Below are 25,897 nucleotides of genomic sequence, written 5' to 3'. Positions count from 1 at the left end.
ATGATCATCACGCATACCCCGCGTGATAGGAGTAGCGAATGTCCAATAAGATCGAGCTTGCGTACACCCGTTACCTGGCCCCCGACGGTCGTTTGACCGGAGAGCTTCCCCCTTGGGCCGATGATTTCAACCTGCTGACCCGCCTTTACCGGCAAATGGTGCTGACCCGGCTTTTCGACCAGAAAGCCGTCGCCCTGCAACGCACCGGCCGCATCGGCACCTACGCGCCAACCCTTGGCCAGGAAGCCATTGGTGTTGCCATTGGCAGCCTGATGCATCCTGAAGACGTACTGGTTCCTTATTACCGTGACACCGCCGTGCAACTGATGCGTGGCGTGCGCATGGAAGAAATCCTTCTTTACTGGGGCGGAGACGAACGAGGCAGCGCCTATGCCGAACCTGCCGTGGCCCAGGACTTTCCCCTGTGCGTACCGATTGCAACCCAGGCCTTGCATGCCTGCGGTGTAGCCAGTGCGTTCAAGATCAGAGGCGAACATCGCGTGGCTGTTACCACCTGTGGCGATGGCGCGACCAGCAAGGGCGACTTTCTCGAAGCCCTCAATGTCGCGGGCGCCTGGCAATTGCCGGTGGTGTTTGTCGTCAACAACAACCAATGGGCGATTTCCGTTCCCCGGCGCATTCAGTGCGGCGCGCCGACCCTGGCTCAAAAGGCCATTGGAGCGGGGTTCCATGGTGAGCAGGTCGATGGCAACGACATCGTCGCCGTCTACGACCGCATTCAGATTGCCCTTGAACGGGCGCGCAAAGGTAAAGGTCCGGTATTGCTCGAATGCCTGAGCTACCGACTCGGCGACCACACCACCGCCGACGACGCAACCCGCTATCGTTCCGGCGAAGAGGTCAAGCAGGCCTGGCTGGAAGAGCCCGTCAAACGGCTGCAATCCTATATGGTCAGCCAGGGCGTGTGGGACGAAGGGCGCGAGCAGACCCTGATCAGCGAGTGTCAGGGCCTGGTGCAAATGGCGGTAGAAGTATTTGAAAGCACCGGCACCCAGTCTCCCGAGTCCGTCATGCAACACGTCTACGCCAAATGGCCCGCCGCGCTGGCGGAACAGCATGAGTGGTTCATGGAACGTGCTGCACGGCGAGCCGGAGGTGATCATCATGGCCAATGAAAAAGTCAGTCTGCTGGAAGCTGTGAACCTGGCGATGCACCGGGCCATGGCCGAAGACGAAAACGTCGTGGTACTGGGCGAAGACGTCGGCGTGAATGGCGGCGTGTTCCGCGCGACTCAGGGGCTGCGTGACAGCTTCGGTTTCAAGCGCGTGATCGACTCGCCACTGGCTGAAACCATGCTCGGTGGCCTGGTGGTCGGTATGGCGGCTCAGGGTCTGAAACCCGTGGTGGAAATCCAGTTCATGGGCTTCATCTATGCGGCCATGGAGCATCTGGTTTCCCACGCCAGCCGCATCCGCAATCGCACCCGTGGGCGCCTTTCCTGCCCGATGGTGCTGCGCACGCCAATGGGCGCGGGGATTCGTGCTCCCGAGCATCACAGCGAAAGCACCGAAGCCATGTTCGCTCACGTACCAGGCTTGCGGGTCGTCATCCCTTCGTCACCCGCCCGCGCCTATGGATTGTTGCTGGCGGCCATCGACGACCCCGATCCGGTGATCTTCCTGGAGCCGACCCGGCTTTATCGCATGAACCCGCAACCCCTTATCGATGACGGCAAGCGTTTGCCGCTGGATAGCTGCTTCACCTTGCGTGAAGGCAGCGACATCACCCTGATCAGTTGGGGCGCCAGTGTGCATGAAACCCTGCAGGCTGCCAGTGCGCTGGCCGAGCGCGGTGTTTCGGCAGAAGTCATCGATGTGGCCTGCGTCAAACCCCTGGACCTCGACACCCTTGAAGCCTCCGTGCGCAAGACCGGGCGCTGCGTGATCATCCACGAAGCACCGCGTTCATGTGCCGTCGGTTCTGAAATCGCCGCCAGCCTTTACGAGCGGGCCTTCATGGATCTGCAGGCACCCATCCAGCGTGTCACTGCCCCGGATATTCCACCGCCGTTGTACCGGCTGGAACAGCTCTATATCCCGGCAGTTGAAGACATTCTGCATGCCTGCGACACCGTGCTCGATTTCGCCTGATGCCCAAGGAGGCTTGCGATGAAATATTTCAAACTGCCCGATCTGGGCGAAGGTCTGCAAGAAGCGGAAGTGGTTCAGTGGCACGTCAAGGAAGGTGACACCGTACATGCCGATCAACTGGTGGTTTCGGTGGAAACTGCCAAGGCCATCGTCGATATCCCCGCACCTTATGACGGCGTGGTGGCCAAGCTGTTTGGCGGCGACGGCGATGTTCTGCATGTGGGCGAACCCCTGATGGCCTTTGAAGGCGAGGGCGATGCGGGCACCGTAGTTGGACGCCTTGAAGGTGGTGGCAGCCAGGACGATCAGTTCTGTGTCGGTGCAGCGCCTTCGACCCGTGAACATCTGTCCGTAAAAGCCACGCCCGCAGTGCGCCAACTGGCCCGGCAACTGGGTGTGGAATTGAATGCCCTGGCTGGCTCAGGCAATAACGGCCTGATCACTCGCGCCGATGTCGAACGGGCGGCACAGATCGAACGCGACCGCTTTGGCGGCCAGCGCTTGCGCGGTGTGCGGCGCAGCATGGCGCTGAACATGGCCAAGTCCCATGCCGAAGTGGTGCCGGTGACCATCTTTGGTGATGCTGATTTGCATCGCTGGGCGCAGGCCCGTGATCCATTGATCCGCTTGGGCAAGGCCATGGCCGAAGCCTGCAAGGTGGAACCGGTGCTCAATAGCTGGTTCGACGGCAAATCCCTGTCGATCAAGCAGCATGAAACCCTCAACCTTGGCATCGCTGTAGACACACCCGATGGCTTGTTCGTACCGGTGCTGCGCGATGTGGGCAACCGAACGGCGGCTGACCTGAAAGAGGGCATGAGCCGATTGCGAGCCGACGTAAAAGCCCGCTCCATCCCGCCGCAGGAAATGATGGGCGCAACCATCACCCTGTCCAACTTCGGCACCTTGTTCGGGCGCTACGCCAACCCGATCGTCGTGCCGCCGCAAGTCGCAATCATTGGTGCAGGTGGGATTCGTGAAGAGCCGGTGGCCATGAACGGAGAGGTTGTTATCCACCCGATCCTGCCGCTGTCACTGACCTTCGATCATCGGGCCGTAACGGGAGGCGAGGCGGCGCGCTTCTTCAAGGCGCTGGTGGATGAGCTGGAGAAGCCGGAGTGATGGAGGTGTAACAGGTTGCATCTTTCGCGAATGAATTCGCTCCTACACGGATCGAATTCATTCACGAACCCCCGATTCACTCGGTTTCAGCTTCGGTTTCACTCAGCAACTCATTCAAGGCATCCGGCTGGCTCTTGAAGGCGCGGGCGAAGATATCGCGGTTTTTCGCCATGTAAATCCCGGCTTCTTCAACCTGGGCTTCCGTCAGCGACGGCACGGCCTTGTTCAACACTGTTGCCAGCAACTCAGCGAGTTCAAGCATCTTGTCATGACGATCAGCTTCGGCTTTATCCATGAACAAACGCTCCAGATCTCGGCTGCTGCGGTATACCACTTCGACGGCCATTCACTACCTCACATGCCCTTGCGATAAATTTAATGAATACTGTATTTTTGTACAGTGGTTAGCATAAGCCAATCCGCTTCCCTTGAATAGTGGCCTTAAAACACATTTTTTGTCTGCCCGGTGTGCCTTGCGACAACCCGTCGCGCTCTCAACCATAGCCTATGGCCCTGTTCCTGCTTTAAAAAGCAGCAGTGCAGAGTGTCATGTGCATACAGCATCATCCGGTTGGTAAAAATTCAGGTTCAGAGGTAGAGCGTCATGGGAAACAAATGGGCAGAAAAGATGCGGCAAAAAGTGCATTCGCAGGCCGAATCGCTGGGGAATCTCTGCGTGGAGAGCTTCCACTTCCTGGCACTGTTCGCCATCGGCGCCATCACTGCCTGGGCATCGGTCGTCGCCTTTCTGGGGATGGTCGAGAAGGGCAACATCACGGTCGATGACATCCTGCTGCTGTTCATCTACCTGGAACTGGGTGCGATGACGGGGATTTACTTCTGGAAGAAGGTCTACGTGACTAATATTTCTCATCGCGAATGCCAGCCGTTCATGAGACCTAGGACTGTCGTGGTGTAGTGTGCATGCCCCTCTTCTTACTATGAACTCTTATGTTCATTTTTGATTTTTTTGTTTGTAGAAGGCGTTTAATAAATGACAGAAGTAAAATGGGCTGAAAGTTTACGTAGAAAACTGCACGCTGCGGCTAATAGTTTAGGTAATCTGGGAGTTGAATCATTTCATTATTTAGCACTATTTGGCATTGGCGTTATTACGATGTGGGCAGGGATTTCAACGTTCGCTGAAATGCTTCAGCAGGATAAAATTAGCGTAGATGATATTCTTTTGCTTTTTATATATCTAGAGTTGCTGGCGATGACTGGAATATATTTTAAAACGAATCATATGCCCCTGAGATTTTTGCTTTATATCGGCGTCACAGCACTGATAAGACTTTTGATTAGCGACGTGTCACACCATAAAGCTGATGTTGGAATTCTTTATGTATGTGGTGGTGTGCTTTTGCTGGCATTTTCAATTTTGGTGGTTAGATATTCGTCCTCAAAATATCCTTCGGTTAAAGAAAGAGCGGAGTGAGTTGAGTTGGTGTGCTTTAGGGGGGGGCTGATACTCACAACGTATATTATAAATATGGAGGGGAGTCCTATGAAATAGCTATTAATTAGCTTGGTGTGGCTAGATCATGTGGCTCTCTGCTATTTATAAAAAATTCGATTTTTAGGAGTGGTGTTAAGTAATATGGGGTGATATGTAATTGAGAAATAATTTTTATGGTTGCTCTAAATAAAGTTTGGTTGGACTGCTAACTCTCATTCTATGTGCGGTGGCTGTTGCTGATAAAGTAGGTGCTATACGTTTGTATAAATTGCCCTCAGTGTAGGTTTTGATAGGCCTGCTTGAATGATATCTCTATTTTTGAAGTGGATTTTATGAAAAGTATCTTTAAACAATAGGCAAAGTGAGTCAGTGAATTTAGATGTTATTGATGTGTAATGAGTGGAAAGTTTGTCTAGTTTTACTTTGTCGATGTGTGGGAAGTGACCTAGTGCTGATACGGTTTGCATATCTTCGATCGTGGCAGTATGAACTGCTTTGCAAAGTTCTACGTATGATGAGTGTAAGGAGTTGAAGATTTTAGCGCCATTAGTGCTTTCAAATATTTTAGATTTTTTGGCTAGCTCAATCACCTCGTAGGTGCTTTTAGTTGTATAAATTTCCGCGTGATGAAAGGATGCAGATAGTTTGAAGAAGTTCTCTAGAGAACTTCTTAAGACCAATCCTGCAGCTTTGTAAAAGCCATTGGATATCAGGAATAAAGTGCTGCCTAGTTCGGAAATGGTTTCCTCGAGATATAGCCAAAACATACTCTCCAAATGGTCTGATGTTTTATCGTCTTTATGCTGAAATGGTACTTTCGGGGGAGTATGTTTTAGTTCGTGGAATAGCGTTAATACTGCGTAATATTTTGCGTGCGATGAGCTGATCTTTTTCATTGCTTCTGCATCGTTAAGTAATGGTTGTAGCGTGTACGCCGAGATAAAGGATTTTACTGCTTCAAAATCTTGCTGGATTTCGCGTGTCACGGCTGTTCACCACTCAATTCTTGTATAACATCGTTCCACCCAAAAAAGCCTTCAGTTTTTTTATGTGCCACTTGCTTTCTCTTATGCTCATCAGTTGAAAGTATTGATAGCGCTCGTGTTACGCGATCAAGCCCTTTGTCATCAAGACTTATCGTCTCACAGACAATATGGCCGATTATTTCAAAGCGTGATTTTTTATGATATCTAAGAACATTTATTCCCAGGATTGAACTGGCAAACTCTGAAATTTCTTCATTGCTTTTAAATAGGTGTGGGTCCATGAAAAGACTAGGCAATACGCCGGTAAGAAAGTTAATCTTTGGACGTGCCTGCTCAGATTTTTGAGATGTGAGATGGGGAGTAGATGAGTCTGTAGGAAGCTCCTCAATTATCTTGCTTAGTGATTTTAAATCTACCTTGTTATAGCTTTCCATCAGCCAAGATAATTCTTCTACGAAACGTTTGGCTCTATTTATTTCGCTTTTCGATAGCATGATTTTATTCCTCCATCTCTAGTCTACTTAAAAGCTCAGCAGATATTTGTGTAATTGCACGCTTTAAGTCAGTGTCTTGCATGTCTAAAATAAAACCTTGGTGTCCTTGTGCTCTGGCAACAGCCGTCCTCTTGGGGAGGTGTTTGGTGAAGCGTTTTCCTTTCCAGAGGCTAGATGTATCCACGAATGTTTTTGCTTCCTTAAATACAACGGTATGTTCTTCGGCTATTGTGAATACAACTCCAGCACATTCCAGTCGGAGTCCATAGTTTGAACTGACTCTGCTGATCACCGAGCGGAGTAAGTCTATGCCGGTAGCTGATAAGGGTTCAGCTTTTACCGGGACTAAATAGTAATCAGATGCTATTAACGCAGAGGACATCCATGCGGATGGCGTAGGTGGAGTATCAATAATAACGATGTCGTATAAATCATTTTCTTTTAAGAAATCAACATAGTTTTTTAGCCGGAACTCTCTTCCTTGACCGCTTGTCATTTCTAGACGGTATAGTTCAAGAGCCCCGGGTAGAAGATGCAGGTTTTCTTTTGTTTCAATCGGTGTGATTTTGTCAACAGTAACTATCTCTGACAATTTCGCACCTTTTACGGCTCCAACTACTGGGTGAGGGGAGTCGTCATACAAGTGAATAATTGTATGCCCATTGCTCTGCAAGTGATGTACATATTCGGTGCCAGACATAATGCACTGTGTTGCGTTGAACTGTGGATCTAGGTCTATTACTAGGACTCGAAGTTCATGTCTACGAGCTAAGCAATCAGCAATATTTACAGCTAACGTTGTTTTTGCTACGCCGCCTTTCATGTTAACGAAACTGATGGTCTTCAACTTTAAGTCCTTTTGCGGTAATGACAGAGCTTTTAACATTTATAGCATGTTTTTGGTTAGGCGCAAAAGTGCTTTTTGTTTTTTTTTACGCTCAGTTATATTTTTTAGATTTTTTGGCTGTTTACGCTATTGAAGAGTTCTAGGTTTTTGCTAGTGCCGGATTGACATTCCCTGTGAGGCTATGCATAAAAACATAATTATTCACCCCTTCCTGCTATATTTATTATTTATTTCTTAATGAGTTAACTTGAACGCCTTGGTGGCCTAACAGAATCGCTGAGTAAGTCCAAAGTTGGGCTGGAATAAGCATGGTCGCCTGACTCTTAGCCCACTGAGCTTCTCCGACTTGTGTACGCTGGCATGCGCAGGCAGAAAACTTACTTCTGGAAACCATGCTGCGCATTGATCCGTTGCAGAGCAGGTTTTCCCTGAACGATCTGCTCATGGAAGAAGCTGTTTACAAAATCACGCCCATGCGACAGTTCGTTCGCCTGACGTTGAGTGCGCAGATCTCGGACGTCTCCCACCACAACCCGCCAAGTATCGGGATCATCTACCTGTGCGGCGGTATCCTGCTGCTGGCGATTTCGATTCTGGTGGTGCGTTATGCGTCGTATAAATACCCGTCGGCGAAGATTCCGGACCCGTTCAGTAATGTGAAAGGGGCGGTGACGGAGGAGAAGGGGGAGGTTTGATTTAAGTGCATTTGGTAGGAGCGAATTCATTCGCGAGAGGCTCGTACATTTGAAGAAGATTTATCGCCTTCAATGACGTCATCGCGGATGAATCCGCTCCCACAAGTGACAGGTGTACAGCCTTACCGAGGCTCAACCCGCTCCAACGACCGATCCAGTTCGGTTCGGGCAATGCCGATCAGGTGAACGACTGAAAAAGCCAAATCGCGTTTCGGGCCGTTGAGGCTGTCGCCGGATTCGTAGGCGGTGGCCGCTGCGCAGCGCAGCAGGTCGGAGACGTATAGCAGGGATTCTTCGAGAGAAGACGGCGGTGGATCGGGCGTTACTTTTTTCATAACCAGTTTCCTCATGGGGCCACCGTACAGTCGCTGCTAAACGATTGAGGGTGGCGGCTTTGTCGCGGGTTAGCAGACCGGGGAAACTAGCCAAAACCGGCGCACCCGAAGGTGCCCCACGCAAAGCCGCCATAAGGACGTTTCTTGCGTGGCTAGTCATCCCCAGGCTGCTAAACCCGATCACTGATGAGCAGTGACCGACACAGCCTAGAGAGCCAAAAACGCCCACGCAAGGGCATAGGATTTTCTAGGAAACTTCACGCGGATGAAAGGGAGAAGTCCGTAAGAAATGCCCTGCAATCAGGGCATTTTCGTTAGCGTAAGTAACACAGAGGACCTTAAATGCCCGCCGTCTGCTCATGGCGATCTGGTCGCCAGTGACCGCCCGTAAGAATCGGCAGCTGGCTGAGGGTGACGCCATCGGTCATGGCGGTGAGGATTTTCAGGGCGCTGTCGCCTCGCTCAATGGCGATGCCGAATTGCACGCTTTCTATGAGGCGGCGCAAGCGTTCGGGGTCGTTGCGTTGGGCGGCGCTGATCAGGCGCTTGGCGACTACGCCCTTTTCGTTCGACAGTGTCAGCATGATGCTGCCATCCAGTCCCTGGATGCTCAGATTCACCCGGTAATCGGGATGAAAGGTATCGGTGATCATCTGAAAAGGATTATCCATATCGTCTACCTGTCTATGTGTACTGCATAAGTTGACCGGGTATTAGTCCCTTTAGTTCTCAGTGGCTGACCATCGGCAAGATTTCTCTTGTGCTTGCTGATGGCAGGTTTTGCTGTCATCTTTCGCGTTAATGATAATTTTTCGTGTTTGAGAAGCATTGACGCATGCGCGACTTTTCCGCAGTTGATGACGACCTCATGTCTAGTCGGCGGCAGCAAATGACAGAGCTGTATAGTGACCACCACCTTTGGTTGCACAATTGGCTGCGAAAAAAGATTGGCTGCTCGCAACGTGCTGCGGATCTGGCCCAGGACGCTTTCGTGCGTATCCTGATGCTGGCCGAACCGCTCAACCTCAAGGAGCCGCGAGCGTTTCTTGCCACTACCGCGACGCGCTTGCTGATCGATGGCACCCGGCGTCGCAAGATCGAGCGGGCCTATCTGGATGCGCTGGCGCTGCATGCCGACGACGCCTGTACTCCGAACCCCGAAGCCATTCATGTCGCGTTGCAGATGCTGGAGCGAATCGCTCAAATGCTCGACGGCTTGCCTCCCAGGCCGCGCCAGGCATTTTTGCTGCACCGCCTTGAGGGTCTGACTTACAGCGAAATAGCCATTCAATTGGGTGTCTCCTCCAGCATGGTCAAACAATACATGGCCAGCGTGATGGTGCATTGCTACAAGACACTGCACGGTTCGGGCCATCTCTCGTGAGCAATGAGCACGAACCCAGCGAACGGATGATCAGCGAAGCGGCGTCCTGGCTTGCGCTGGTCAATGACGAGGCTGTCAGCACGGCTGATCGCCAGGCCTTCGATAGCTGGTGTGAAGCCGATCCCCGACATGCTCTGGCGCTGGCACGCATGCAGTCTTTATGGGGCAGTTTCGATGACTTGCCGGGCGAACCGGCCCGGCTCGCATTGCGTCAGACATTCCCGCATTCGGGGGTAAAAGCCTCTTTTCGAGGGTTGCAGGTCGTTGCGCTGCTGGGCGTTTTGATGGGCGGCTGGATGAGCGTCGAGCGCATGCCGATCTGGATGGCCGATCAGCACACGAATGTCGGAGAGCGTCGTGAGTTTCTACTTTCCGATGGCAGTGAAGTGCAACTCAATAGTGATTCGGCGCTGGATGTAAAATTCGACGGACGGCAACGCGAGCTTGAGCTGCTGCGCGGTGAACTGTGGGTTCAGGTTGCCAAGGATGCACAGCGCCCCTTTGTGGTGCGCACCGATCAAGGCACCATCACCGCATTGGGGACTCGTTTTCTGGTGCGTCGTGGCCCTGAAGGGACCACGGTCAGCGTGCTGGAGTCTGCCATTGCGGCCAGGGCCAACAGTGCAGATGTCGTGAAAGTTGCGACTGGCCAGCAGGCCTTGCTCAAGGACGGAAGCGTGCAGTTGCCCCGTTCGATAGGCAACAGCGACCCGGCGGCATGGACACGCGGCTTGCTCAAGGTCGATGACCGGCCACTGGGCGAGGTGTTGCAAACGCTGGCCGGTTATCGACACGGCCTGGTGCATTTCGACTCGAAAGAGCTGGAAGGAATGCGGGTTTCCGGCCTGTTCCGGCTGGATGACACCGATGCTGCGCTTGCCACGCTGAGCGATAATCTGCCGATCCGTATCGAGCGTTTCACTGACTTGCTGATTGTGGTGAAGCCGCTGCGCTGAAACAGAAAGGGCGGCTCTTTTCAGGGCCGCCCTTGGTTACGCGATCAATGTGTCAGAGAGTGGAAATCAGCCCAGTCGAGCGACTTCCTTTTCCAGTTCTTTCTCAAGGAATTCTTCCTCCAGCAGGGCGTCCGGACTGACCGAATCTTCATCCTGATCTTGGGGCAGTGGTGCGCCGCCACGTTTGCTGCGCAGTTTGCCCAACAGGTGCTCAAGGGCGTGATCGAGTTTTGCGGCTGCACCATCAACGGCCTGATCCACTGTATCGGCCTTTTGGGTGACGGAAATCGGTTGGTGTCCTTTTGGACGGGCTTCTATCTGGCAGCGGATGTCATGCGGACCTGGTTTTTCGCCGTTTTCATCGCTGAGGTGAACTTCGACGCGGGTTACGTATTCGTCGTAGCGTTCGAGCGTGCTTTCAATGGTGGTACGAACCCACTCCTCCAGTCGGATACTGCTTTCGATGTGATTATCGCTATTGACCTGGATTTGCATAGTTAATCCTTATTAGGGCTTGCTCGTGTGAGGCTCATTGATCGATTTCTGTCGGAGCTCGATTTTGTTTGCGCTCAAGCACAGTGTTGGCGCCAATGAGCCAACAATTCAACCCCTAAATGGAAGAAATATTTCGCAGCAAAAATATTGTTTGAATGCAATGTGTTCTCATTCACTCTCTTCGCGACTGAAGTCGCTCCTACGCGCTGTAGGAGCGAATTCATTCGCGAATGAATCTGCCCCCTTAAAACGCCACAGACGTCTGCACATACACCGTGCGTGGCTCACCCACGTATTTGCCGCGGTTGTTGTCGTCGAATGAGCGGGTGAAGTATTCGCGGTTGAAGATGTTTTTCACGCCCACCGCCACGTTCAGGTCCGACAGTTTCGGGCCGAAGTCATAGCCGGCGCGGGTGCTGAACAGCATGTAGCCGGGAATTCTGCCGGTGTTGCCGCTGGCGCTTTCTGCCACGGTGTTGGCGTTGTCGGCGAACTGGTCGCTCTGGAACGAGCTGTCCAGGTTCAGCTTCCACGGGCCTTCGGTGTACCTCACGCCCAAGGTGCCTTTGTGTCTGGACGAGAAGGGCACACGATTGCCTTTGTTCGGGCCGTCTTCGCGGATGGTTGCATCCACATACGCATAGCTGGCGTAAACCTCGTAGGCATCCAGCGCCGGGCTCAGGTCGCTCAAGGCATAGTTGATACTGCTCTCGATCCCCTGATGGCGGGTTTCGCCGCGAGCGATGATCCGGTTGTCGGTCTGATTGGTGTCGTACTGGTTATCGAAGTTGATCAGGAATGCACCGAGCTCTGCGCGCAGCACGCCATTGTCATAGCGGGTGCCCAGTTCCCAGGTACGCGCCTTTTCCGGTTGGACCTCGCCGCCGTTGACGCGGTTAGGCATCTGGCTGTACTGCACGCTGCCGAACGAGCCCTCGGTGTTGGCGTACAGGTTCCAGGTGTCTGTCACGTGGTAAAGCACGTTCAAGGCCGGCAGTGCGGTGTTGTAGTCGCCCTGGTATTTGACGTTGGTCTGGTTGTTGGACTGCGCCGTGTCGATCATCTCGTAGCGAATGCCGGGCGTGATGGTCCACTTGCCGATATCGATGCGGTCATCGATGTAGAACGCCTTGGCATCGGTGTAACCACGGGTGTCGCGGTCTTGCGTGCTCGACGTGCTGGGCATGATTTGTGACGCAGTTGTTTCGTTGTAGCGCACTTCATGGCCGGATTCGTTGATGTAGCGATAGCCGATACCCACTTCATGCCAGCTCTCGCCCAGTGCGAAGCCTTGGGAAAAACGGGTTTCAAAGCCACGTACCCAGTACTCGCGTGGCGACAGGGTCACGATGTTGCCCTGTTCCAGATACCCGCTGCGCAGGGTCTTGGTGAAGAAGGTGTTGGCGGTGAAAACCCGGGCGTCCTGCTCGTAGCGATAGCCGAAGTTGGCCAGGGTGCGACGGCCCCAGAATTTGTCTTTCAGGCGCGTCGATTGGTACGGGTCGGCATCGTAGTCCGCGACACTCAGGCCGCCGGGCATCTCGGCTTCGCCTTCGTAATACTGCGCCATGGCGTTGAGGCTGTTGGCGTCGTCGATCTGGTATTTGCCCTTGAGGATCAGGTCGTCGATCTGGGTATCGCTGTGCTCGCGCCAGTCGCTGCCGCGCACGCCGGAATACAGAATCGCGCCGCCCAGGCCATTTTCAGCAGTACCGCCGAGCAACAGGTTGCCGGTTTTCTTGAAGCCGTCCTGGCTGGAAGACGGGCTGATTTCGGTCTGCACAGAACCTTTCATGGTGGGCGCATCCGGGATGGCGCGGGTCACGAAGTTGACGATCCCGCCGACGTTCTGCGGGCCATAGCGCACGGCACCGCCGCCACGCACCACGTCCACGGCATCCATGTTGCCCAGACTGATCGGAGCAAGGGACAACTGAGGTTGGCCGTAAGGCGCGAACGGCACCGGGATGCCATCCATCAAGACCGTGGAGCGCGACGCCAGGCGCGGGTTGAGGCCGCGAATGCCGAAGTTCAGCGCCAGGTCGTGGCTGCCGGTGCCGTTATTGTCCGGCGCATTGACGCCGGGGATGCGGTTGAGCACTTCGCGGGCGTTGGTTGAGCCGTTACGCTCGAATTCTTCACGACGAATCACGTCACGGGCACCGGGATGCTCGAATACGTTGGTCTGCTGAGCTTCACCCAGCCAGTCGCCGACAATGGTCGATGCGCCCAGCTCGACAGGCCCGCTGTCCGCCGTCCTGACCGGCTGCAGGGTAAAGCCGTTATTGCCATCGGCCTGAGCTTGCAGGCCTGTGCCTTCCAGCAAGGCGGCCAGGCCTTGCTCGGCTGTGTATTGACCTTCCAGCCCGCGGCTTTTCAGGCCGCTGGTGACTTGCGAGCCATAGGAAATCAGCACACCTGCTTCCCGCCCAAACTGGTTCAGCGCGGTTTCGAGTTCGCTTGGGGCAATGTGATAAGCCCTGGCTTCTTCGGCATGCGCCAGCGACAGACCGCCGAACGACAGGCTCGCGCCGAAAATGATATGCCGCAAGGTGCGAACCAGTGGTGACAGTTGGGGCGATCGGGTCGACATGCAGGGAGTCCTTTGATCTGGAGGATTAGAGTTGCTTTCCCTGTCTGTCACGCGAGCGGTTGAAAACGGCTCACCGGATTTGAAAAAAATTTTGTGGCGGGGTTTTTCGCGAATGAATTCGCTCCTACGGATTTCGTAGGAGCGAATTCATTCGCGAAAAAAGGCTCACACGTTGGCCTGAACACTCACCCAATACCGGGTAAACCGCTGCACCCGAACGGGCAGGGCGACTTCCAGCATGTCGAGAATACGTTCGCTGTCCGCCAGTGGGTAACTGCCGGAAATCAGCAGATTGGCGACCTTTGCATCGCAGTTGAGTCGCCCGCGACGGTAGCGGCCCAGCTCTGCCAGAAAGTCCGCCAGCTTCATTTGCGAGGCGACCAGCATGCCTTCGGCCCACGCGCCTGTGCTGGCGTCTGTCGGGCGTACGGGGTCCCAGGCGTCGTGGCTGAAGGTCACTTGTTGTTTGGCCTGCAAGCGTAACGCCGGGCCGACATGACCGCTGGGGCTGACTTCGAGTGAGCCGGCCAGCACCGCCAGTTGCGTGCGGCCGTCCAGTTGCCGCAGGTTGAAACGGCTGGCAGTGGTCGAGGCATGCACGATGCCTTCGGCCGTCAGCAGGTTCAGTGGGCGCGAATCGGCTGCCGCTGTCATCAGAATCTCGCCTTGCAGCAGCTTGATGAGCCGTTGTTGGCTATCGAAGCGTACATCCAGGGCGCTGGCGGTATTGAGTTGTACCTGTGTGCCGTCGCTCAGGGTTTCTTTACGTTGTTCGCCCACGCCACTGTGCAGGTCGGCCAGCAAAGGTTGCAGCGTGATCTGGTCGCGTAATCCCCAGCCTGCCGCCGAACCGGCTCCCAGCAGGAGCAAGAGTTTCAGTGCGTGGCGGCGACTGCTGGAGGACGGCGCATTGAGCGCTGCATGAGCCAGAGGAGAGGACAACCCGCTCAAACGCTGGTTGACCCGCTGGATATGCGCCCAGGCGCGCTGGTGTTCGCTATTGCCGTTGAGCCACTGCTGCCAGGCCTGCTGGCGACGGGAGTCCAGGCCGCCTTCCTGCATTTCGATCATCCAGCCCACGGCCTGCTTGGCCACAGCAGGGGAAATGTCTGACTTGTTCAGGGATTCGGCATTCATGTTCATAAGGCGAAGTAACAGCGCAGCGCAGCCTTGTTCATATGACGCTTGACCGTCGCGATGGAGATCCCCAGTTGCGAGGCGATTTCGCCATGGCTCAGGCCATCGACCTGAGAGAGCAGGAAGGCGCGCTTGACCGGCACCGGCAGGCCGTCCAGCAATTGATCCAGCTCCACCAGGGTTTCAAGAATGATTGCCCGGTCTTCCTCGGAAGGCGCCACGCACTCCGGCAGATCGGCCAGCGCCTGGTAATAGGCGCGCTCCAGATCCTGACGCCTGTAGTGATTGCACAGCACCCGCTTGGCGATGGTGGTCAGAAAGGCGCGAGGCTCGATGATCTGCGCTGTATCGCGGGCCAGTATCACCTTCACGAAAGTGTCCTGAGCCAGATCCGCCGCGCTATGCGGGCAGCCGAGTTTGCGCCGTAGCCAGGTCGTGAGCCAGGAGTGGTGGTCCTGGTACAAACCTTCGACGGTATGACTGAGAGCGGGCTGGGCGGTGTGCATCGCGTAGAAAAATCCACGGGGACTCATTGATGGCGCAGATTCTGGCAGACTCTTTTGCATATGAGAATATTTATCATTAATATTGCGCTTTATTCTCGTGCCCAAGTACGAATTATCTGCTCGGTGGTCCGGTGACAGGGGATTTGTCATGCAGGCCCATGCTTTTTCATTGCCTTTCAAGATCGGGTAAAGGTTCTCGGATGCACGGCACAGCCCTCAACAGCTCAGCGGTCAATAAGCGCCCTGCGAAAAGCGCCGGGGTTTCGGTTTCCTATCGGCTGGCCGTCACCTCTCGTGCGCTGGCGGCGATTTTTGCGGGGTATCTGCTGGCATCGGTCACCAGCATCTGCATCGCTCAATGGCTGCCCATTCCTCGTGCCGAAGCGGTTGTCACCGGCATGATGCTTTCGTTCCTGGTGTATCTGGTGGCCGTGCTCTGGTGCTTTGCCTGCCGCACGGCCTTGCAGGCGTGGGTTGGCGTGTTATTGCCCTGTGCAATTCTGGGTGCCGCCTATGCCTGTGACCGGTGGCTGCTATGAAGGACGGTTTCCGTCAGGCCATGGCCTGGCTGCACACCTGGGTCGGGTTGCTGTTTGGCTGGCTGCTGTTCGCGATTTTCCTGACCGGGACGCTTTCCTACTTCAAGGACGAGATCACCCAATGGATGCAGCCGGAAATTGCAGCCCGTCCTGTGGATGCCGAGGCCAATATCCGTCTGGCGCAAAGCTACCTGCAACAACACGCGGCGGGTGCCACACGCTGGTTCATCAATATGCCGGACGAGCGTTCGCCGGGCCTGATGGTGGGCTGGCTGCCTGAAGGCAAACCCGGTCAGCGCAACAACTTTGTACGCAAGGTGCTGGACACCCAGACCGGTGCCGAGGTGCAGGCGCGGGAGACTCGCGGCGGCGACTTCTTCTACCGCTTCCATTACCAGTTGCAGATGCCGCATCCATGGGGGCGCTGGCTGGCGACCATTGCGGCGATGGTGATGTTCGTGACGCTGGTGACCGGCATCATCGTTCACAAGAAGGTCTTCAAGGAGTTCTTCACCTTCCGGCCGCGCAAGGGTCAGCGCTCCTGGCTGGACGGCCATAACGCCCTTGGCGTGCTGGTTCTGCCGTTTCATCTGATGATTACCTACAGCAGTCTGGTGATCTTCATGTCGATGGTCATGCCTGCCAGCATTCTCACCAGCTACGGCAATGTGCAGGCGTTTTACAGTGAAGTCTTCCCCGGCTCGAACATGCCCAAGCCTGAAGGCCAGCCTGCTCAATTGCTGCCGCTCGCTCCGCTTCTGGCCTCGGCAAGCGAGCGATGGAATGGCGACCAGGTGGGGAGGGTGGTGGTCAACAATCCCGGCGACATCAATGCATCGGTGCTGCTGACCCGTGACGACAAAGGCAGCATCACGCCTGATCGCGGCGGCGCGTTGACTTTCAATGGCGTGAGCGGCGCCTTGCAGAACGAAACCCCTTCGCGTCCGGTGCCGATGCTGATTTCCAGCGGCATGTACGGCCTGCATGTCGGGCACTTTGCCGGGCCAACCCTGCGCTGGCTGTATTTCATCTTCGGCGTGGCCGGGACTGCAATGATCGGCACCGGGCTGGTGATGTGGCTGGGCAAGCGCCGTCTCAAGCATGCCAAGACCGGCGTGCTGCCCTTCGAGTTGCGTCTGGTCGAGGTGCTGAACATCGCCAGCATGTCGGGCCTGATGCTCGCGGTGGCGGCTTTCTTCTGGGCTAATCGGGTTCTGCCGGCAGGGTTTGCCGGGCGTGCCGGCTGGGAAGTGAATGTGTTTTTCATCGTCTGGGGGCTGTCGGTTCTGCATGCGGTATTGCGCAGCGGTCAGAGTGCCTGGCGTGAGCAGTTGGGATTGGGCGCGCTGTTGTTCGTCGGCTTGCCGGTGCTCGACCTGCTGACCGGCGCTCATTACCTGATTGCCGCGCTGCAACAGGGAAGCTGGGTGTTGCCAGCCTTCAACCTGACGGCTCTGGGCACCGGGTTGTTCCTCGGGTGGGCGGCGTTGAAGTTCAGGGCTGATCGTGCCGATAAGCCTGTGCGCAAGAATGCTCGCGCTCCTGCCATCCCGGTCAGCCGCCAGGAGGCCAACTGAATGTTGCTGGCCGCGTTGTTCTGCTACATCGGTTTTACGGCCTTGTGCCTGTCCATGCCACGACATTACGGCGAGTTGCTGAGTGGCTTGCTGACCGAGCGTCGCAGCCGGGCGCTCAAGCTGGCGGGCTGGCTTTTTCTGGCCGTCTCCTCGGTCGTTGCGGTCAATGATGCCGGTTGGGGGGTAGGCTTGGCGCAGTGGTTTGCGGTATTGATGATCAGCGCGGTGCTGCTGGTTTTTCTGATGCCTTTCAAACCTCGCTGGGTATTGAAACTGGCCTGTTTCGGGCTGGTGCTTTGCCCGTTTGCTGTCTTTGATCTGTTGCCGGTTTAAGTGATCGTGATAATGCCCCCTGAACCTGACCTGCCCGACATCGGGCCTGACGCCGACCCTTTGGGGGCCAGTGGTGGTCGTGCGCATTTTCTGCGGGTGTTTCTGTCCCAGCGTCCGCAGATGGAAGCGCTGGTCAGCCGCCGGGTAGGCTGTCGGGCCACGGCTGCGGATCTGGTGCAGGACTTGTTCGTGCGTTTCTGGCGTCGGCCTCTGGTGCAGGTCGAAGAACTGAGCACTTATCTGCTGCGCTGTGCGGGCAATATCGCCATCGACCATCTGCGCAGCGAAGGCGTGCGCAGCCGTATCAGCGAAAGCCTTGAGGCCGGGTACGACGACGTCAGCAACGACCCGCGTGCCGCGCTTGAGGCGAACAAAGATTTGCGCCACGTCGAGGCTGCCTTGCGCGGGCTGCCTGAGCGGACTCGACAGATTTTCCTGCTCAACCGCATTCACGGTCGCAAGTACGCCGAGATCGCCAAGGCCATGGGGCTTTCCCAAAGTGCCGTGGAAAAACATATGATGCGCGCCTTGCAAGCCTGCAAGGCGAGCCTGGAACAGGGCGCCACAACAGCAGGTTCCATCCGAACGAAGCCCGGAGACGCTCGTCGATGAATGCGTCCCCTGTTGTGTCTGCAACTGCGGCTCAGGATGAAGCCGCGCTGGCCTGGCTGAGCGTGCTGCACGATCAGCCAGACTATGCCGATCAACTGGCCTTCAGCGAATGGCTGCAAGCCGACCCGGCGCATGTCGAAGCCTATGGCAGGGCCCAGGTGTTGTGGGAGTTGAGCGAAGTCCCCGCTGCCCGGCTCGCCCGCGAAGATGCTGCCGCGCTGGACGACTTGCTGCGCGCCATGGACGCACCGCCGCCACGTCGCAACCTGCAACGCTGGTCGGTGGGTCTGGCGATGGCCGCCTGCCTGGTGCTGATGATTTCCATGGGCGCTGGCTGGCAGCCGCAACGCTGGGCCGACGATTTCGGCGCCGATCATGTCTCGGCTCCCGGCCAGATCCGCACCCTGACGCTGGCTGATGAGTCCCAGGTCACGCTGGATGCCGACAGTGCCATTGCCGTGAACTTCAGCCATGGCGAACGTCATGTGCAGCTACGGCGCGGCGCGGCCTTCTTCAAGGTGACCCACACCGGCGAACCTTTCGTGGTCGATACCCATACCGGCGAAACCCGCGTGCTGGGCACCCAGTTCGAGGTGCGTCTGGAACCCGAAGGCGCGCAGGTGACGGTGTTGTCCGGTCGTGTCGGGGTCAAGGCGGCAAAGGGTGTGGAGCAACGGATTCTGGAAGCGGGTCAGCAAGTGACCTATGACGAAAAGACCACTTCGGCTCCGAAAAACATCGACAGTGAAAGCCAGTTGGCCTGGCGACAAGGCTGGCTGAATTACTACCGCACGCCTCTGGCCGATGTCATCAATGACCTGAGCCGTTATTACCCTGGCCGCATTGTGGTGCTTAACGACCAACTGGCCGCCAAACGCATCAGCGGTACTTTCCCCAGCAAGGACCCGCAGGCCGTATTGGCCGCATTGCAATCGGTGGTGGGGTTCGAGACTTACAGCATGTTGGGTCGGGTCATTGTTCTGCGCTGACGGGGTGGCAAACAGGAAATCCTCCACGGACCGGATTTCAAGGCGGCGAGGCGCAAGGCAATGAGCGGTTGGCTGGGCAGGACGATATTCGTGGCGGCGGGGATCTGTTTTCAGGGCGCTGTCTGTGCCGCGCAACAGACCTTCGACTTCTCGATTCCGGCCAAGCCCTTGCCCCAGGCCTTGAGTGAATTCAGCCGCGTCACCGGCCTGAGCGTGATCTACACACAGGACGCGCCTTACCGCATCGATGCTCCGGCGCTCCACGGGCAATTCAGCGCCGAGCAGGCATTGAGCACCTTGCTGAGAGGTTCCGGACTGGCTTATCGCCGCGCCAGCGATCAGACGTTTACCCTGGAAACACAACTGCCCGAAGCGGGCGCTCTCAATCTGGCGGCGACCCATATCGACTCTCGGCTGACGGAGCGCGGCAACTATCAGCCGCCTGCCAGCGCCTCGGTATTGCGCTCGTCGGGCTCCTTGCTGGAAACACCCCAGAGCGTCAGCATCGTCCCGCAACAGGTGCTGCGCGATCAGGTGCCGCGCAATCTTGATGACGCCTTGGGCTACATCAGTGGTGTCACCCAGGGCAACACGCTGGGCAGCACTCAGGACACTCTGATGAAGCGCGGCTTTGGCGATAACCGCGATGGCTCGATCATGCGCGACAGCATGCCGGTGGTGCAGGGCCGCAACCTGAACGCCACAGCCGAGCGGGTTGAAGTCCTCAAGGGACCGGCAAGCCTGCTCTACGGGATTCAGGACCCTGGCGGGATCATCAACGTGGTCAGCAAGCGGCCGCAATTGCAGGCCGGCAATAGCCTGACGGTCCGCGGCTCCAGCTATGGCGCAGGCAAGAATGGCAGCGGCGTGACGCTGGACAGCACAGGCCCCGTGGGGGATTCGGCGCTGGCCTGGCGGATGATTGTCGATCATCAGGACGAAGATTACTGGCGCAATTTCGGTGTTCATCGCGAATCGCTGGTCGCGCCGTCACTGGCCTGGTACGGCGAAGACACCCAATGGGTGGCTGCTTATGAGCACCGGGAATTTCTCTATCCCTTCGATCGCGGCACTGCTATCGACCCGGTGACCAACCATCCACTGGATATCCCTGCCACACGTCGGCTGGATGAGCCTTTCAACAACATGGAAGGGCGCTCGGACCTTTATCGGTTCGAGGTGGATCATGATTTCAATGAGCGCTGGAAAGGTCATCTGGGCTACAGCTATAACCGCGAAACCTACGATGCCAGCCAGGTGCGTGTCACGGCAGTCAACGCCACCAATGGAACCCTGACTCGCTCCATGGATGGCACCCGGGGCGCGCTGGCCACTGATCGCTATACCCTTGTGACCCTTGCGGGCGATGTGCAGTGGGCGGGCCTGCGACATGAACTGCTCATGGGGCTGGACGATGAGTATCGCAAGGTCTATCGCTCCGACCTGATCCGCCAGAGAAGCCTGACCACGTTCAGTTACCTGAACCCGGTTTATGGTCAGGAAGTCGAGGGCACGACGGTCAGCGAAACGGACAGCGCACAGAGCGACATACTGCGCAGTCATTCGCTGTTCCTTCAGGACTCGATCCACCTGAACGAGCAGTGGATTCTGCTGGGCGGCGCGCGCTTCATGACCTTCGATCAGGTGGCGGGCAGAGGTCGGCCCTTCACGGTCAATACCGACACCAATGGCAGTCAGTGGATACCGCGTGCCGGTCTGGTCTATCGCTACACCGATCAACTGTCGTTTTATGGCAGCTACAGTGAGTCTTTCAAACCCAACTCCAGCATTGCACCGCTGACTGGCGGTTATGTGGTGGATTCCGGGACCTTGCCCGAGCGTGCCAAATCCTGGGAGCTGGGCGCCAAGTGGGATGTGCCAGGTGCCTTTAGCGCAACCGTGGCGTTCTACGACATCAAGAAGCGCAATGTGCTGGTGGCCAACTACGATGCCGTGACCGCCAATACGGTCTACAGCTCGGCGGGTGAAGTCCGCTCGCGAGGCATGGAACTGGACCTCAGCGGGCAGTTGAGCGAGCGCTGGAGCCTGATCGCAGGGTATGCCTTCACCGATGCCCAAGTGCTTGAAGACCCTTTGCTCAAAGGCAAGCAATTGCAGAATGTCGCCCGCCACAGCGGCTCTCTGTCGGCGGTCTATGACATGGGCAGCCTGATGGGCGGCGACAGCCTGCGGCTGGGTGCCGGTGCGCATTATGTGGGGGAGCGTGCGGGCAATCCGCTCAACGACTTCAACTTGCCGGCCTACACCGTCGCCGATGCCTTCGCGACCTATGACACACGGCTGGACGGGCAGAAAGTCAGGTTCCAGCTCAATGTCAAAAACCTCTTCGACCGCACGTATTACACCTCAAGCGTTAACCGCTACTTCGTCTCGGTAGGGGATTCGCGACAGGTGCAAATCTCCACAACGCTGGAGTTTTAACACCTACTGTAATGCCGATCAGCTAAGGCATACATATCACCCGTGGGAGGGGCCTTGGCCGCGACAGCTTGGTTTCAGACGCTGAAAATATATTGCCTGTAAGCAAGTCGTCGCGGCCAAGGCCCCTCCCACGGATTGTGAGTCAATCCATCAGATTTTTGAGATCAGCCTCATTCCTACGCGGTAAAGGCTTGTCGGTATTCTCCGGGCGTTGCCCCGATGGCCTGGCGAAAACGATTGCTGAAATGACTGGCGCTGGCAAAGCCGCAGGCCAGGGCAACGTCGCCCAGCGGTTGGGCTGTGTGGCGCAGCAAGTGGCGGGCATGTGACAAGCGGCGGGCCAGCAGGTATTGGTGCGGCGGCAGGCCGAAGCTTTCGCGGAACATGCGGGCGAAATGGTACTCGGACAGCGCACAGAGCCCGGCCAGTTGTCCGAGGCTCAACGGGTCGGCCAGATGCATCTCGATAAAGTCCACCAGTTGACGACGCAGATGCGGCGCCAGCCCGCCTTTGAGACGCAACCCTTCACGCAACCCGACCTGACCGAGCAGGGCATGGCTGAGCATTTCATGGGCCAGGCTGCTGGTGAGCAAACGTTCGGCAGGTTCGGCCCAGTTCATCCGGATCAACGTCTGAAAACGCCCGGCCTGTTCGGCATCCTCGACAAAGGTGCTCTCCTGCAACTGCATCTCACGGGGCTCGCGGTCCAGCAGGGTGACGCAACCCAGTGCGAACTGCTCCGGGCTGACATACAAATGCGCCAGACGGATCTCGCCATTGATGACCCAGGCGGATTCATGACCTGCCGGCAGCGTGCAGAGTTTGCCGGGCGCGCCTTTTTCGCCGGGTCGATCACGACGAAAAGTGCCCGTGCCATCGGCGATATAGCACGACAGCGTGTGATGGGTTGGCGCGTGATATTCCTGTGAGTCGTGCCGGTTCTGCCACAGCGCAGCCGTCAATCCATCGCCCAGCACCGCGCTCTGCTCCAGGCGGGCATGTGGCGAGCTGTTCAAGGCCTGAAAGACCTGAATGGATTCAATGGGCGGCATAACGACTCCTCTAGGCCTTGCATCCTACTCGTGCGCGATACGGCTGCCATCACCTGCACGATCAAATGCGCAAGATTGTGCAAGCGACGCCGATGGTCCGCCCGCAGACTCAAGGCTCATTGAGGAGCTGCGTCATGAATATCTCGCTGTATCTGTTGACCGTCCTGATCTGGGGGACGACCTGGATTGCCCTGAAACTGCAACTGGGCGAGGTCGCCATTGCGGTGTCCATCTTCTACCGCTTCAGCCTGGCGGCCTTGATCCTGTTTGCGATGCTATTGCTCAGCGGGCGTCTGCAACCGGTCAATCGTCGCGGGCAGTTTATCTGTCTGGCGCAGGGCTTGTGCCTGTTCTGCATCAACTTCATGTGCTTCTACACGGCCAGCCAATGGATCCCCAGCGGTTTGATCGCCGTGGTGTTCTCGACCGCGACCTTATGGAATGCGCTCAATGCACGGGTTTTCTTCAAGCAGAAAGTGGCACGCAATGTTCTGGCTGGCGGCGCAATGGGTTTGACCGGGCTGGCGTGCCTGTTCTGGCCTGAACTGGCCGACCACAGTGCCAGCCGCGAGACCTTTATCGGGCTGGGTCTGGCGCTATTGGGAACCTTGTGTTTCTCGGCGGGCAACATGCTGTCGAGCCTGCAACAGAAGGCCGGGTTGCGGCCCTTGACCACCAATGCCTGGGGTATGTTCTACGGTGCGACGATACTGGGTGTGTATTGCCTGTTCAGCGGTGCGCCGTTCGTTTTTGAATGGAATACCCGCTATATCGGTTCGCTGCTGTATCTGGTCATACCCGGCTCGGTCATCGGTTTCACGGCCTACCTGACACTGGTCGGGCGCATGGGGCCTGAGCGTGCGGCGTATTGCACCGTGCTGTTTCCGGTGGTGGCGTTGAATATTTCGGCGTGGGTCGAAGGCTACCAATGGACAGTGCCCGCACTCTTCGGGCTGGCATTGGTGATGCTGGGGAATGTGCTGGTGTTCAGGAAGCCGAAAGAGCTTTCGCAAAAAGAGTCATTGGTATACCCAAACGCTCCGCTTCGCGACTGAAGTCGCTCCTACGGTAGGAGCGAATTCATTCGCGAAAAGGGTATTAACCCTTCCAGACCTGCGGATTGACCAGGTCCTGTGGCCGCTCACCCAGCAGCGCGCTGCGCAGGTTATGGTAGGCACGATCTGCCATGGCCTGACGGGTTTCGTGAGTCGCCGAGCCGATATGCGGCAAGGTCACGGCATTGCTCAGGCTGAACAGTGGCGACTCACTCAGCGGTTCTTTCTCGTACACATCCAGACCGGCACCGCGAATGGTGCCGTTCTGCAAGGCTTCGATCAGCGCCGGCTCGTCGACAATCGGGCCGCGCGCAATGTTGATCAGGATTGCGCAGGGCTTCATCAGCGCCAGTTCACGGCGGCCGATCAGGTGGCGGGTCTTCTCGCTCAGCGGCACCACAAGGCAGACGAAATCCGACTCGGCCAGCAATTGATCCAGTGTGCGGAATTGAGCGCCCAGCTCTTGCTCGACTTCAGTCTTGCGGCTGTTGCCGCTGTACAGAATCGGCATGTTGAAACCCAGGCGACCACGACGGGCAATGGCGGCGCCGATATTGCCCATGCCGACGATACCCAGCGTCTTGCCATGTACATCGGTGCCGAAATGAGGCGCTTCGATGCTGCGCTTCCAGTTACCGGCCTTGGTCCAGGCATCCAGCTCCGCGACACGACGGGCACTGCTCATGATCAACGAAAAGCCCAGGTCGGCGGTGCTTTCAGTCAGCACGTCCGGGGTATTGGTCAGCAGGATGCCGCGCTCGCTCAGGTAACCGACATCGTAGTTGTCGTAGCCCACCGAAATACTCGATACCACTTCCAGTTTCGTGGCCCCTTCAAGCTGCTCGCGCCCCAGTTTGCGGCCTGCCCCGATCATGCCGTGGGACTCGGGCAGCGCTTCGTTGAACTGGGCATTGAGGTCGCCCAGTTTCGGGTCTGGCACGATCACGTTGAAATCTTGCGACAGGCGTTCGGCCATTTCAGGGGAGACACGGCTAAAGGCGAGTACGGTTTTTTTCATTGGGGCAGTCACTCTTGAGCGGTTGAATGAGTAGCACGCTAACATTCTTGTCGGCCCTTGGGCAGCCGGTTTTGCACACGCAAACTCTCAAGCCAGCGATTTCATCGAATGAATATGCAGATCTGCTTCGTCGGCGGCGAGGATTTCAGGCAGCGAACCACGCAGGTATTCGACCCAGGTCTTGATCTTCGCATCCAGATACTGGCGCGACGGGTAGATGGCGTAGAGGTTCAGCTCCTGGGAGCGATAGTCGGGCAGGACCCGCATCAAGGTGCCGTTACGCAACCCGTCGATGGCCGAGTAGATCGGCAGTATGCCGATGCCCATGCCGCTGGAAATAGCGGTCTGCATGGCATCGGCAGAGTTGACCAGCAGGGGCGAGCTGTTGATGGTGACCATTTCCTGGCCTTGTGGGCCGTCGAACACCCATTTTTCCAGCGGGAACACCGGGCTGACCAGGCGCAGGCAAGCGTGGTTCAGCAGGTCGGCTGGCGTGTAGGCCATGCCGAAGTTCTTGATGTAGGCCGGCGAGGCGCAAACGATGCTGTAAGTGATGCCCAGGCGTTGCGACACAAAACCTGAGTCCGGCAGTTCGCTGGCCAGAACGATGGACACGTCGTAGCCGTCTTCAAGCAGGTCCGGCACGCGGTTGGTCATGGTCAGGTCAAAGGACACATCCGGGTGGCTCTGCCGATAGCGGGCGATGGCATCGATCACGTAATGCTGGCCGACACCGGGCATCGAATGCATCTTGAGCTGGCCGGTCGGTCGGGCGTGGGCGTCGCTGGCTTCGGCTTCCGCTTCTTCCACAGAGGCCAGAATCTGCTCGCAGCGCAGCAAATAACGCTTGCCGGCTTCGGTCAGGGCAATACGGCGGGTCGTGCGGTTGAGCAGGCGTGTCTGCAAATGCGCTTCGAGGTTCGAGACGGCCCGAGAGACGTTGGCGGTGGTGGTGTCCAGTTGTGCTGCGGCTGCGGTAAAGCTGCCCGCTTGCGCCACACAACAGAAGGCGCGCATGTTTTGCAGAGTGTCCATGTGCAATTCTCTGAAGGCATGTCAAATTGTGACATGAAGTTACTGGCACATGGCAAGGGATTATCACCGTTTCTGTAATAAAGAATCACATATTCGCCAGCTTATCGCCGTCACGGCCGCCCCC

General features: G+C 56.8%; 26 protein-coding genes and 3 pseudogenes. 16 read left to right on the top strand and 13 right to left on the bottom strand.

The window, feature by feature from the left end:
• Positions 1-38 precede the first annotated feature (38 nt).
• Genes pdhA through JL015_RS22620 form a run of 3 tightly spaced genes read left to right on the top strand, consistent with a single transcriptional unit; the run spans position 39 to position 3,234 of the window.
• Positions 39-1,136: a pyruvate dehydrogenase (acetyl-transferring) E1 component subunit alpha gene (gene pdhA / locus JL015_RS22630; RefSeq protein WP_201020017.1), complete on the top strand. Its 1,098-nt coding sequence runs from the start codon at positions 39-41 to the stop codon at positions 1,134-1,136.
• Positions 1,126-2,112 (top strand): alpha-ketoacid dehydrogenase subunit beta, encoded by a 987-nt coding sequence (locus JL015_RS22625; protein ID WP_025258666.1) that lies wholly within the window; start codon positions 1,126-1,128, stop codon positions 2,110-2,112. The genes pdhA and JL015_RS22625 overlap by 11 nt, the downstream gene beginning before the upstream one ends.
• An 18-nt stretch (positions 2,113-2,130) precedes the next feature.
• On the top strand, positions 2,131-3,234 hold the full coding sequence (locus JL015_RS22620; RefSeq protein WP_201006597.1) for a dihydrolipoamide acetyltransferase family protein: 1,104 nt from the start codon (positions 2,131-2,133) through the stop codon (positions 3,232-3,234).
• 76 nt (positions 3,235-3,310) lie between these two features.
• On the opposite strand, the gene JL015_RS22615 is transcribed toward JL015_RS22620, so the two are convergent.
• Positions 3,311-3,580 (bottom strand): YebG family protein, encoded by a 270-nt coding sequence (locus tag JL015_RS22615; RefSeq protein ID WP_025258668.1) that lies wholly within the window; start codon positions 3,578-3,580, stop codon positions 3,311-3,313.
• A gap of 258 nt (positions 3,581-3,838) precedes the next feature.
• Here JL015_RS22615 and JL015_RS22610 point away from each other — a divergent pair.
• Positions 3,839-4,075 (top strand): annotated as a pseudogene (locus tag JL015_RS22610) (phosphate-starvation-inducible protein PsiE); the annotation flags it as partial.
• A 153-nt stretch (positions 4,076-4,228) separates the two neighbouring features.
• Positions 4,229-4,672, top strand: coding sequence for a phosphate-starvation-inducible protein PsiE (locus tag JL015_RS22605; RefSeq protein ID WP_201020016.1), 444 nt, complete (start codon positions 4,229-4,231; stop codon positions 4,670-4,672).
• Between the two features lie 272 nt (positions 4,673-4,944).
• Here the strand turns inward: JL015_RS22605 and JL015_RS22600 are convergent, their stop codons facing one another.
• Genes JL015_RS22600 through JL015_RS22590 form a run of 3 tightly spaced genes read right to left on the bottom strand, consistent with a single transcriptional unit; the run spans position 4,945 to position 7,020 of the window.
• Positions 4,945-5,679 carry a hypothetical protein gene (locus JL015_RS22600; protein WP_201020015.1) on the bottom strand — a complete coding sequence of 245 codons (735 nt, stop codon included), beginning with the start codon at positions 5,677-5,679 and terminating at the stop codon, positions 4,945-4,947.
• Positions 5,676-6,173: a hypothetical protein gene (locus JL015_RS22595; protein WP_201020014.1), complete on the bottom strand. Its 498-nt coding sequence runs from the start codon at positions 6,171-6,173 to the stop codon at positions 5,676-5,678. Before JL015_RS22595 ends, JL015_RS22600 begins: the two co-directional genes overlap by 4 nt.
• A gap of 4 nt (positions 6,174-6,177) precedes the next feature.
• A complete protein-coding gene (locus JL015_RS22590; RefSeq protein ID WP_201020013.1) occupies positions 6,178-7,020 on the bottom strand; it encodes a ParA family protein in 843 nt (280 codons plus the stop codon).
• Positions 7,021-7,403: 383 nt separating this feature from the next.
• Here JL015_RS22590 and JL015_RS22585 point away from each other — a divergent pair.
• A pseudogene (locus JL015_RS22585) lies at positions 7,404-7,538 on the top strand (IS5/IS1182 family transposase); the annotation flags it as partial.
• Positions 7,527-7,715 (top strand): annotated as a pseudogene (locus JL015_RS22580) (phosphate-starvation-inducible protein PsiE); the annotation flags it as partial. The pseudogenes JL015_RS22585 and JL015_RS22580, both read left to right, overlap by 12 nt.
• 122 nt (positions 7,716-7,837) lie before the next feature.
• Here JL015_RS22580 and JL015_RS22575 read toward each other — a convergent pair.
• Both JL015_RS22575 and JL015_RS22570 read right to left on the bottom strand, forming a co-directional pair.
• Positions 7,838-8,050 (bottom strand): DUF6124 family protein, encoded by a 213-nt coding sequence (locus JL015_RS22575; protein ID WP_095067161.1) that lies wholly within the window; start codon positions 8,048-8,050, stop codon positions 7,838-7,840.
• A gap of 338 nt (positions 8,051-8,388) precedes the next feature.
• Positions 8,389-8,721, bottom strand: a complete 333-nt coding sequence (locus tag JL015_RS22570) for a DUF3509 domain-containing protein (protein WP_025258677.1) — start codon at positions 8,719-8,721, stop codon at positions 8,389-8,391.
• A 164-nt stretch (positions 8,722-8,885) separates the two neighbouring features.
• Between JL015_RS22570 and JL015_RS22565 the strand changes: the two genes are divergently transcribed.
• The gene (locus JL015_RS22565) at positions 8,886-9,434 is read left to right on the top strand and encodes a sigma-70 family RNA polymerase sigma factor (RefSeq protein WP_201020012.1); all 549 of its coding nucleotides are present in this window, start codon (positions 8,886-8,888) and stop codon (positions 9,432-9,434) included.
• Positions 9,431-10,390, top strand: a complete 960-nt coding sequence (locus JL015_RS22560) for a FecR family protein (RefSeq protein WP_201020011.1) — start codon at positions 9,431-9,433, stop codon at positions 10,388-10,390. Before JL015_RS22565 ends, JL015_RS22560 begins: the two co-directional genes overlap by 4 nt.
• A 66-nt stretch (positions 10,391-10,456) precedes the next feature.
• Here JL015_RS22560 and JL015_RS22555 read toward each other — a convergent pair whose 3' ends face one another.
• The 4 genes from JL015_RS22555 to JL015_RS22540 all read right to left on the bottom strand — a co-directional run bounded on the left by JL015_RS22555 (position 10,457) and on the right by JL015_RS22540 (position 15,121).
• Positions 10,457-10,885 carry an HPF/RaiA family ribosome-associated protein gene (locus JL015_RS22555; protein ID WP_025258680.1) on the bottom strand — a complete coding sequence of 143 codons (429 nt, stop codon included), beginning with the start codon at positions 10,883-10,885 and terminating at the stop codon, positions 10,457-10,459.
• Positions 10,886-11,129: 244 nt separating this feature from the next.
• Positions 11,130-13,478 carry a TonB-dependent Fe(3+) dicitrate receptor FecA gene (fecA, locus tag JL015_RS22550; RefSeq protein ID WP_201020010.1) on the bottom strand — a complete coding sequence of 783 codons (2,349 nt, stop codon included), beginning with the start codon at positions 13,476-13,478 and terminating at the stop codon, positions 11,130-11,132.
• 165 nt (positions 13,479-13,643) lie between these two features.
• The gene (locus JL015_RS22545; RefSeq protein ID WP_201020009.1) at positions 13,644-14,621 is read right to left on the bottom strand and encodes a FecR domain-containing protein; all 978 of its coding nucleotides are present in this window, start codon (positions 14,619-14,621) and stop codon (positions 13,644-13,646) included.
• Positions 14,618-15,121, bottom strand: a complete 504-nt coding sequence (locus JL015_RS22540; protein WP_201020089.1) for a sigma-70 family RNA polymerase sigma factor — start codon at positions 15,119-15,121, stop codon at positions 14,618-14,620. The genes JL015_RS22545 and JL015_RS22540 overlap by 4 nt, the downstream gene beginning before the upstream one ends.
• Positions 15,122-15,321: 200 nt before the next feature.
• Between JL015_RS22540 and JL015_RS22535 the strand changes: the two genes are divergently transcribed.
• The 6 genes from JL015_RS22535 to JL015_RS22510 are packed head-to-tail and all read left to right on the top strand — an operon-like array spanning position 15,322 to position 21,613.
• A complete protein-coding gene (locus JL015_RS22535; protein ID WP_201020008.1) occupies positions 15,322-15,660 on the top strand; it encodes a DUF3649 domain-containing protein in 339 nt (112 codons plus the stop codon).
• A gap of 20 nt (positions 15,661-15,680) precedes the next feature.
• Positions 15,681-17,237: a PepSY-associated TM helix domain-containing protein gene (locus tag JL015_RS22530; RefSeq protein WP_201020088.1), complete on the top strand. Its 1,557-nt coding sequence runs from the start codon at positions 15,681-15,683 to the stop codon at positions 17,235-17,237.
• Positions 17,238-17,570 (top strand): DUF3325 domain-containing protein, encoded by a 333-nt coding sequence (locus tag JL015_RS22525; protein ID WP_201020007.1) that lies wholly within the window; start codon positions 17,238-17,240, stop codon positions 17,568-17,570.
• A gap of 12 nt (positions 17,571-17,582) precedes the next feature.
• Positions 17,583-18,182, top strand: a complete 600-nt coding sequence (locus JL015_RS22520; RefSeq protein WP_201020006.1) for an RNA polymerase sigma factor — start codon at positions 17,583-17,585, stop codon at positions 18,180-18,182.
• Positions 18,179-19,171 carry a FecR family protein gene (locus JL015_RS22515; RefSeq protein ID WP_201020005.1) on the top strand — a complete coding sequence of 331 codons (993 nt, stop codon included), beginning with the start codon at positions 18,179-18,181 and terminating at the stop codon, positions 19,169-19,171. Before JL015_RS22520 ends, JL015_RS22515 begins: the two co-directional genes overlap by 4 nt.
• A gap of 60 nt (positions 19,172-19,231) precedes the next feature.
• Positions 19,232-21,613, top strand: a complete 2,382-nt coding sequence (locus tag JL015_RS22510; RefSeq protein WP_201020004.1) for a TonB-dependent siderophore receptor — start codon at positions 19,232-19,234, stop codon at positions 21,611-21,613.
• 176 nt (positions 21,614-21,789) lie between these two features.
• Here the strand turns inward: JL015_RS22510 and JL015_RS22505 are convergent, their stop codons facing one another.
• Positions 21,790-22,665, bottom strand: a complete 876-nt coding sequence (locus JL015_RS22505) for a helix-turn-helix domain-containing protein (RefSeq protein WP_201020003.1) — start codon at positions 22,663-22,665, stop codon at positions 21,790-21,792.
• A 134-nt stretch (positions 22,666-22,799) separates the two neighbouring features.
• Here JL015_RS22505 and JL015_RS22500 point away from each other — a divergent pair, with 134 nt between their 5' ends.
• Entirely contained in the window at positions 22,800-23,720 is a 921-nt protein-coding gene (locus JL015_RS22500) for a DMT family transporter (protein ID WP_201007314.1), read from the top strand.
• 43 nt (positions 23,721-23,763) lie between these two features.
• Here the strand turns inward: JL015_RS22500 and JL015_RS22495 are convergent, their stop codons facing one another.
• Together JL015_RS22495 and JL015_RS22490 are read right to left on the bottom strand one after the other, a co-directional pair.
• Complete coding sequence (locus JL015_RS22495) at positions 23,764-24,738, bottom strand: 2-hydroxyacid dehydrogenase (protein WP_201020002.1); 975 nt, start codon at positions 24,736-24,738, stop codon at positions 23,764-23,766.
• An 87-nt stretch (positions 24,739-24,825) separates the two neighbouring features.
• Complete coding sequence (locus tag JL015_RS22490) at positions 24,826-25,773, bottom strand: LysR family transcriptional regulator (protein WP_201007318.1); 948 nt, start codon at positions 25,771-25,773, stop codon at positions 24,826-24,828.
• Positions 25,774-25,897 lie beyond the last annotated feature (124 nt).

Source organism: Pseudomonas cichorii (genome assembly GCF_015471405.1).
Taxonomy (GTDB): Bacteria; Pseudomonadota; Gammaproteobacteria; order Pseudomonadales; family Pseudomonadaceae; genus Aquipseudomonas; species Aquipseudomonas serbiensis.
This window is presented reverse-complemented; position numbering and strand designations above follow the sequence as displayed.

Excerpts from the sequence above, each read along its gene's own strand:
- JL015_RS22620 (WP_201006597.1), top strand. The coding sequence starts at position 2,131 with ATGAAATATTTCAAACTGCCCGATCTGGGCGAAGGTCTGCAAGAAGCG.
- JL015_RS22520 (WP_201020006.1), top strand. The coding sequence starts at position 17,583 with ATGCCCCCTGAACCTGACCTGCCCGACATCGGGCCTGACGCCGACCCT.
- JL015_RS22570 (WP_025258677.1), bottom strand. The coding sequence starts at position 8,721 with ATGGATAATCCTTTTCAGATGATCACCGATACCTTTCATCCCGATTAC.
- JL015_RS22575 (WP_095067161.1), bottom strand. The coding sequence starts at position 8,050 with ATGAAAAAAGTAACGCCCGATCCACCGCCGTCTTCTCTCGAAGAATCC.
- JL015_RS22540 (WP_201020089.1), bottom strand. The coding sequence starts at position 15,121 with ATGCACACCGCCCAGCCCGCTCTCAGTCATACCGTCGAAGGTTTGTAC.
- JL015_RS22490 (WP_201007318.1), bottom strand. The coding sequence starts at position 25,773 with ATGGACACTCTGCAAAACATGCGCGCCTTCTGTTGTGTGGCGCAAGCG.
- JL015_RS22495 (WP_201020002.1), bottom strand. The coding sequence starts at position 24,738 with ATGAAAAAAACCGTACTCGCCTTTAGCCGTGTCTCCCCTGAAATGGCC.
- JL015_RS22500 (WP_201007314.1), top strand. The coding sequence starts at position 22,800 with ATGAATATCTCGCTGTATCTGTTGACCGTCCTGATCTGGGGGACGACC.
- JL015_RS22555 (WP_025258680.1), bottom strand. The coding sequence starts at position 10,885 with ATGCAAATCCAGGTCAATAGCGATAATCACATCGAAAGCAGTATCCGA.
- JL015_RS22525 (WP_201020007.1), top strand. The coding sequence starts at position 17,238 with ATGTTGCTGGCCGCGTTGTTCTGCTACATCGGTTTTACGGCCTTGTGC.
- JL015_RS22535 (WP_201020008.1), top strand. The coding sequence starts at position 15,322 with ATGCACGGCACAGCCCTCAACAGCTCAGCGGTCAATAAGCGCCCTGCG.
- JL015_RS22510 (WP_201020004.1), top strand. The coding sequence starts at position 19,232 with ATGAGCGGTTGGCTGGGCAGGACGATATTCGTGGCGGCGGGGATCTGT.
- JL015_RS22565 (WP_201020012.1), top strand. The coding sequence starts at position 8,886 with ATGCGCGACTTTTCCGCAGTTGATGACGACCTCATGTCTAGTCGGCGG.
- JL015_RS22545 (WP_201020009.1), bottom strand. The coding sequence starts at position 14,621 with ATGAACATGAATGCCGAATCCCTGAACAAGTCAGACATTTCCCCTGCT.
- JL015_RS22625 (WP_025258666.1), top strand. The coding sequence starts at position 1,126 with ATGGCCAATGAAAAAGTCAGTCTGCTGGAAGCTGTGAACCTGGCGATG.
- JL015_RS22505 (WP_201020003.1), bottom strand. The coding sequence starts at position 22,665 with ATGCCGCCCATTGAATCCATTCAGGTCTTTCAGGCCTTGAACAGCTCG.
- pdhA (WP_201020017.1), top strand. The coding sequence starts at position 39 with ATGTCCAATAAGATCGAGCTTGCGTACACCCGTTACCTGGCCCCCGAC.
- JL015_RS22605 (WP_201020016.1), top strand. The coding sequence starts at position 4,229 with ATGACAGAAGTAAAATGGGCTGAAAGTTTACGTAGAAAACTGCACGCT.
- fecA (WP_201020010.1), bottom strand. The coding sequence starts at position 13,478 with ATGTCGACCCGATCGCCCCAACTGTCACCACTGGTTCGCACCTTGCGG.
- JL015_RS22595 (WP_201020014.1), bottom strand. The coding sequence starts at position 6,173 with ATGCTATCGAAAAGCGAAATAAATAGAGCCAAACGTTTCGTAGAAGAA.
- JL015_RS22515 (WP_201020005.1), top strand. The coding sequence starts at position 18,179 with ATGAATGCGTCCCCTGTTGTGTCTGCAACTGCGGCTCAGGATGAAGCC.
- JL015_RS22530 (WP_201020088.1), top strand. The coding sequence starts at position 15,681 with ATGGCCTGGCTGCACACCTGGGTCGGGTTGCTGTTTGGCTGGCTGCTG.
- JL015_RS22615 (WP_025258668.1), bottom strand. The coding sequence starts at position 3,580 with ATGGCCGTCGAAGTGGTATACCGCAGCAGCCGAGATCTGGAGCGTTTG.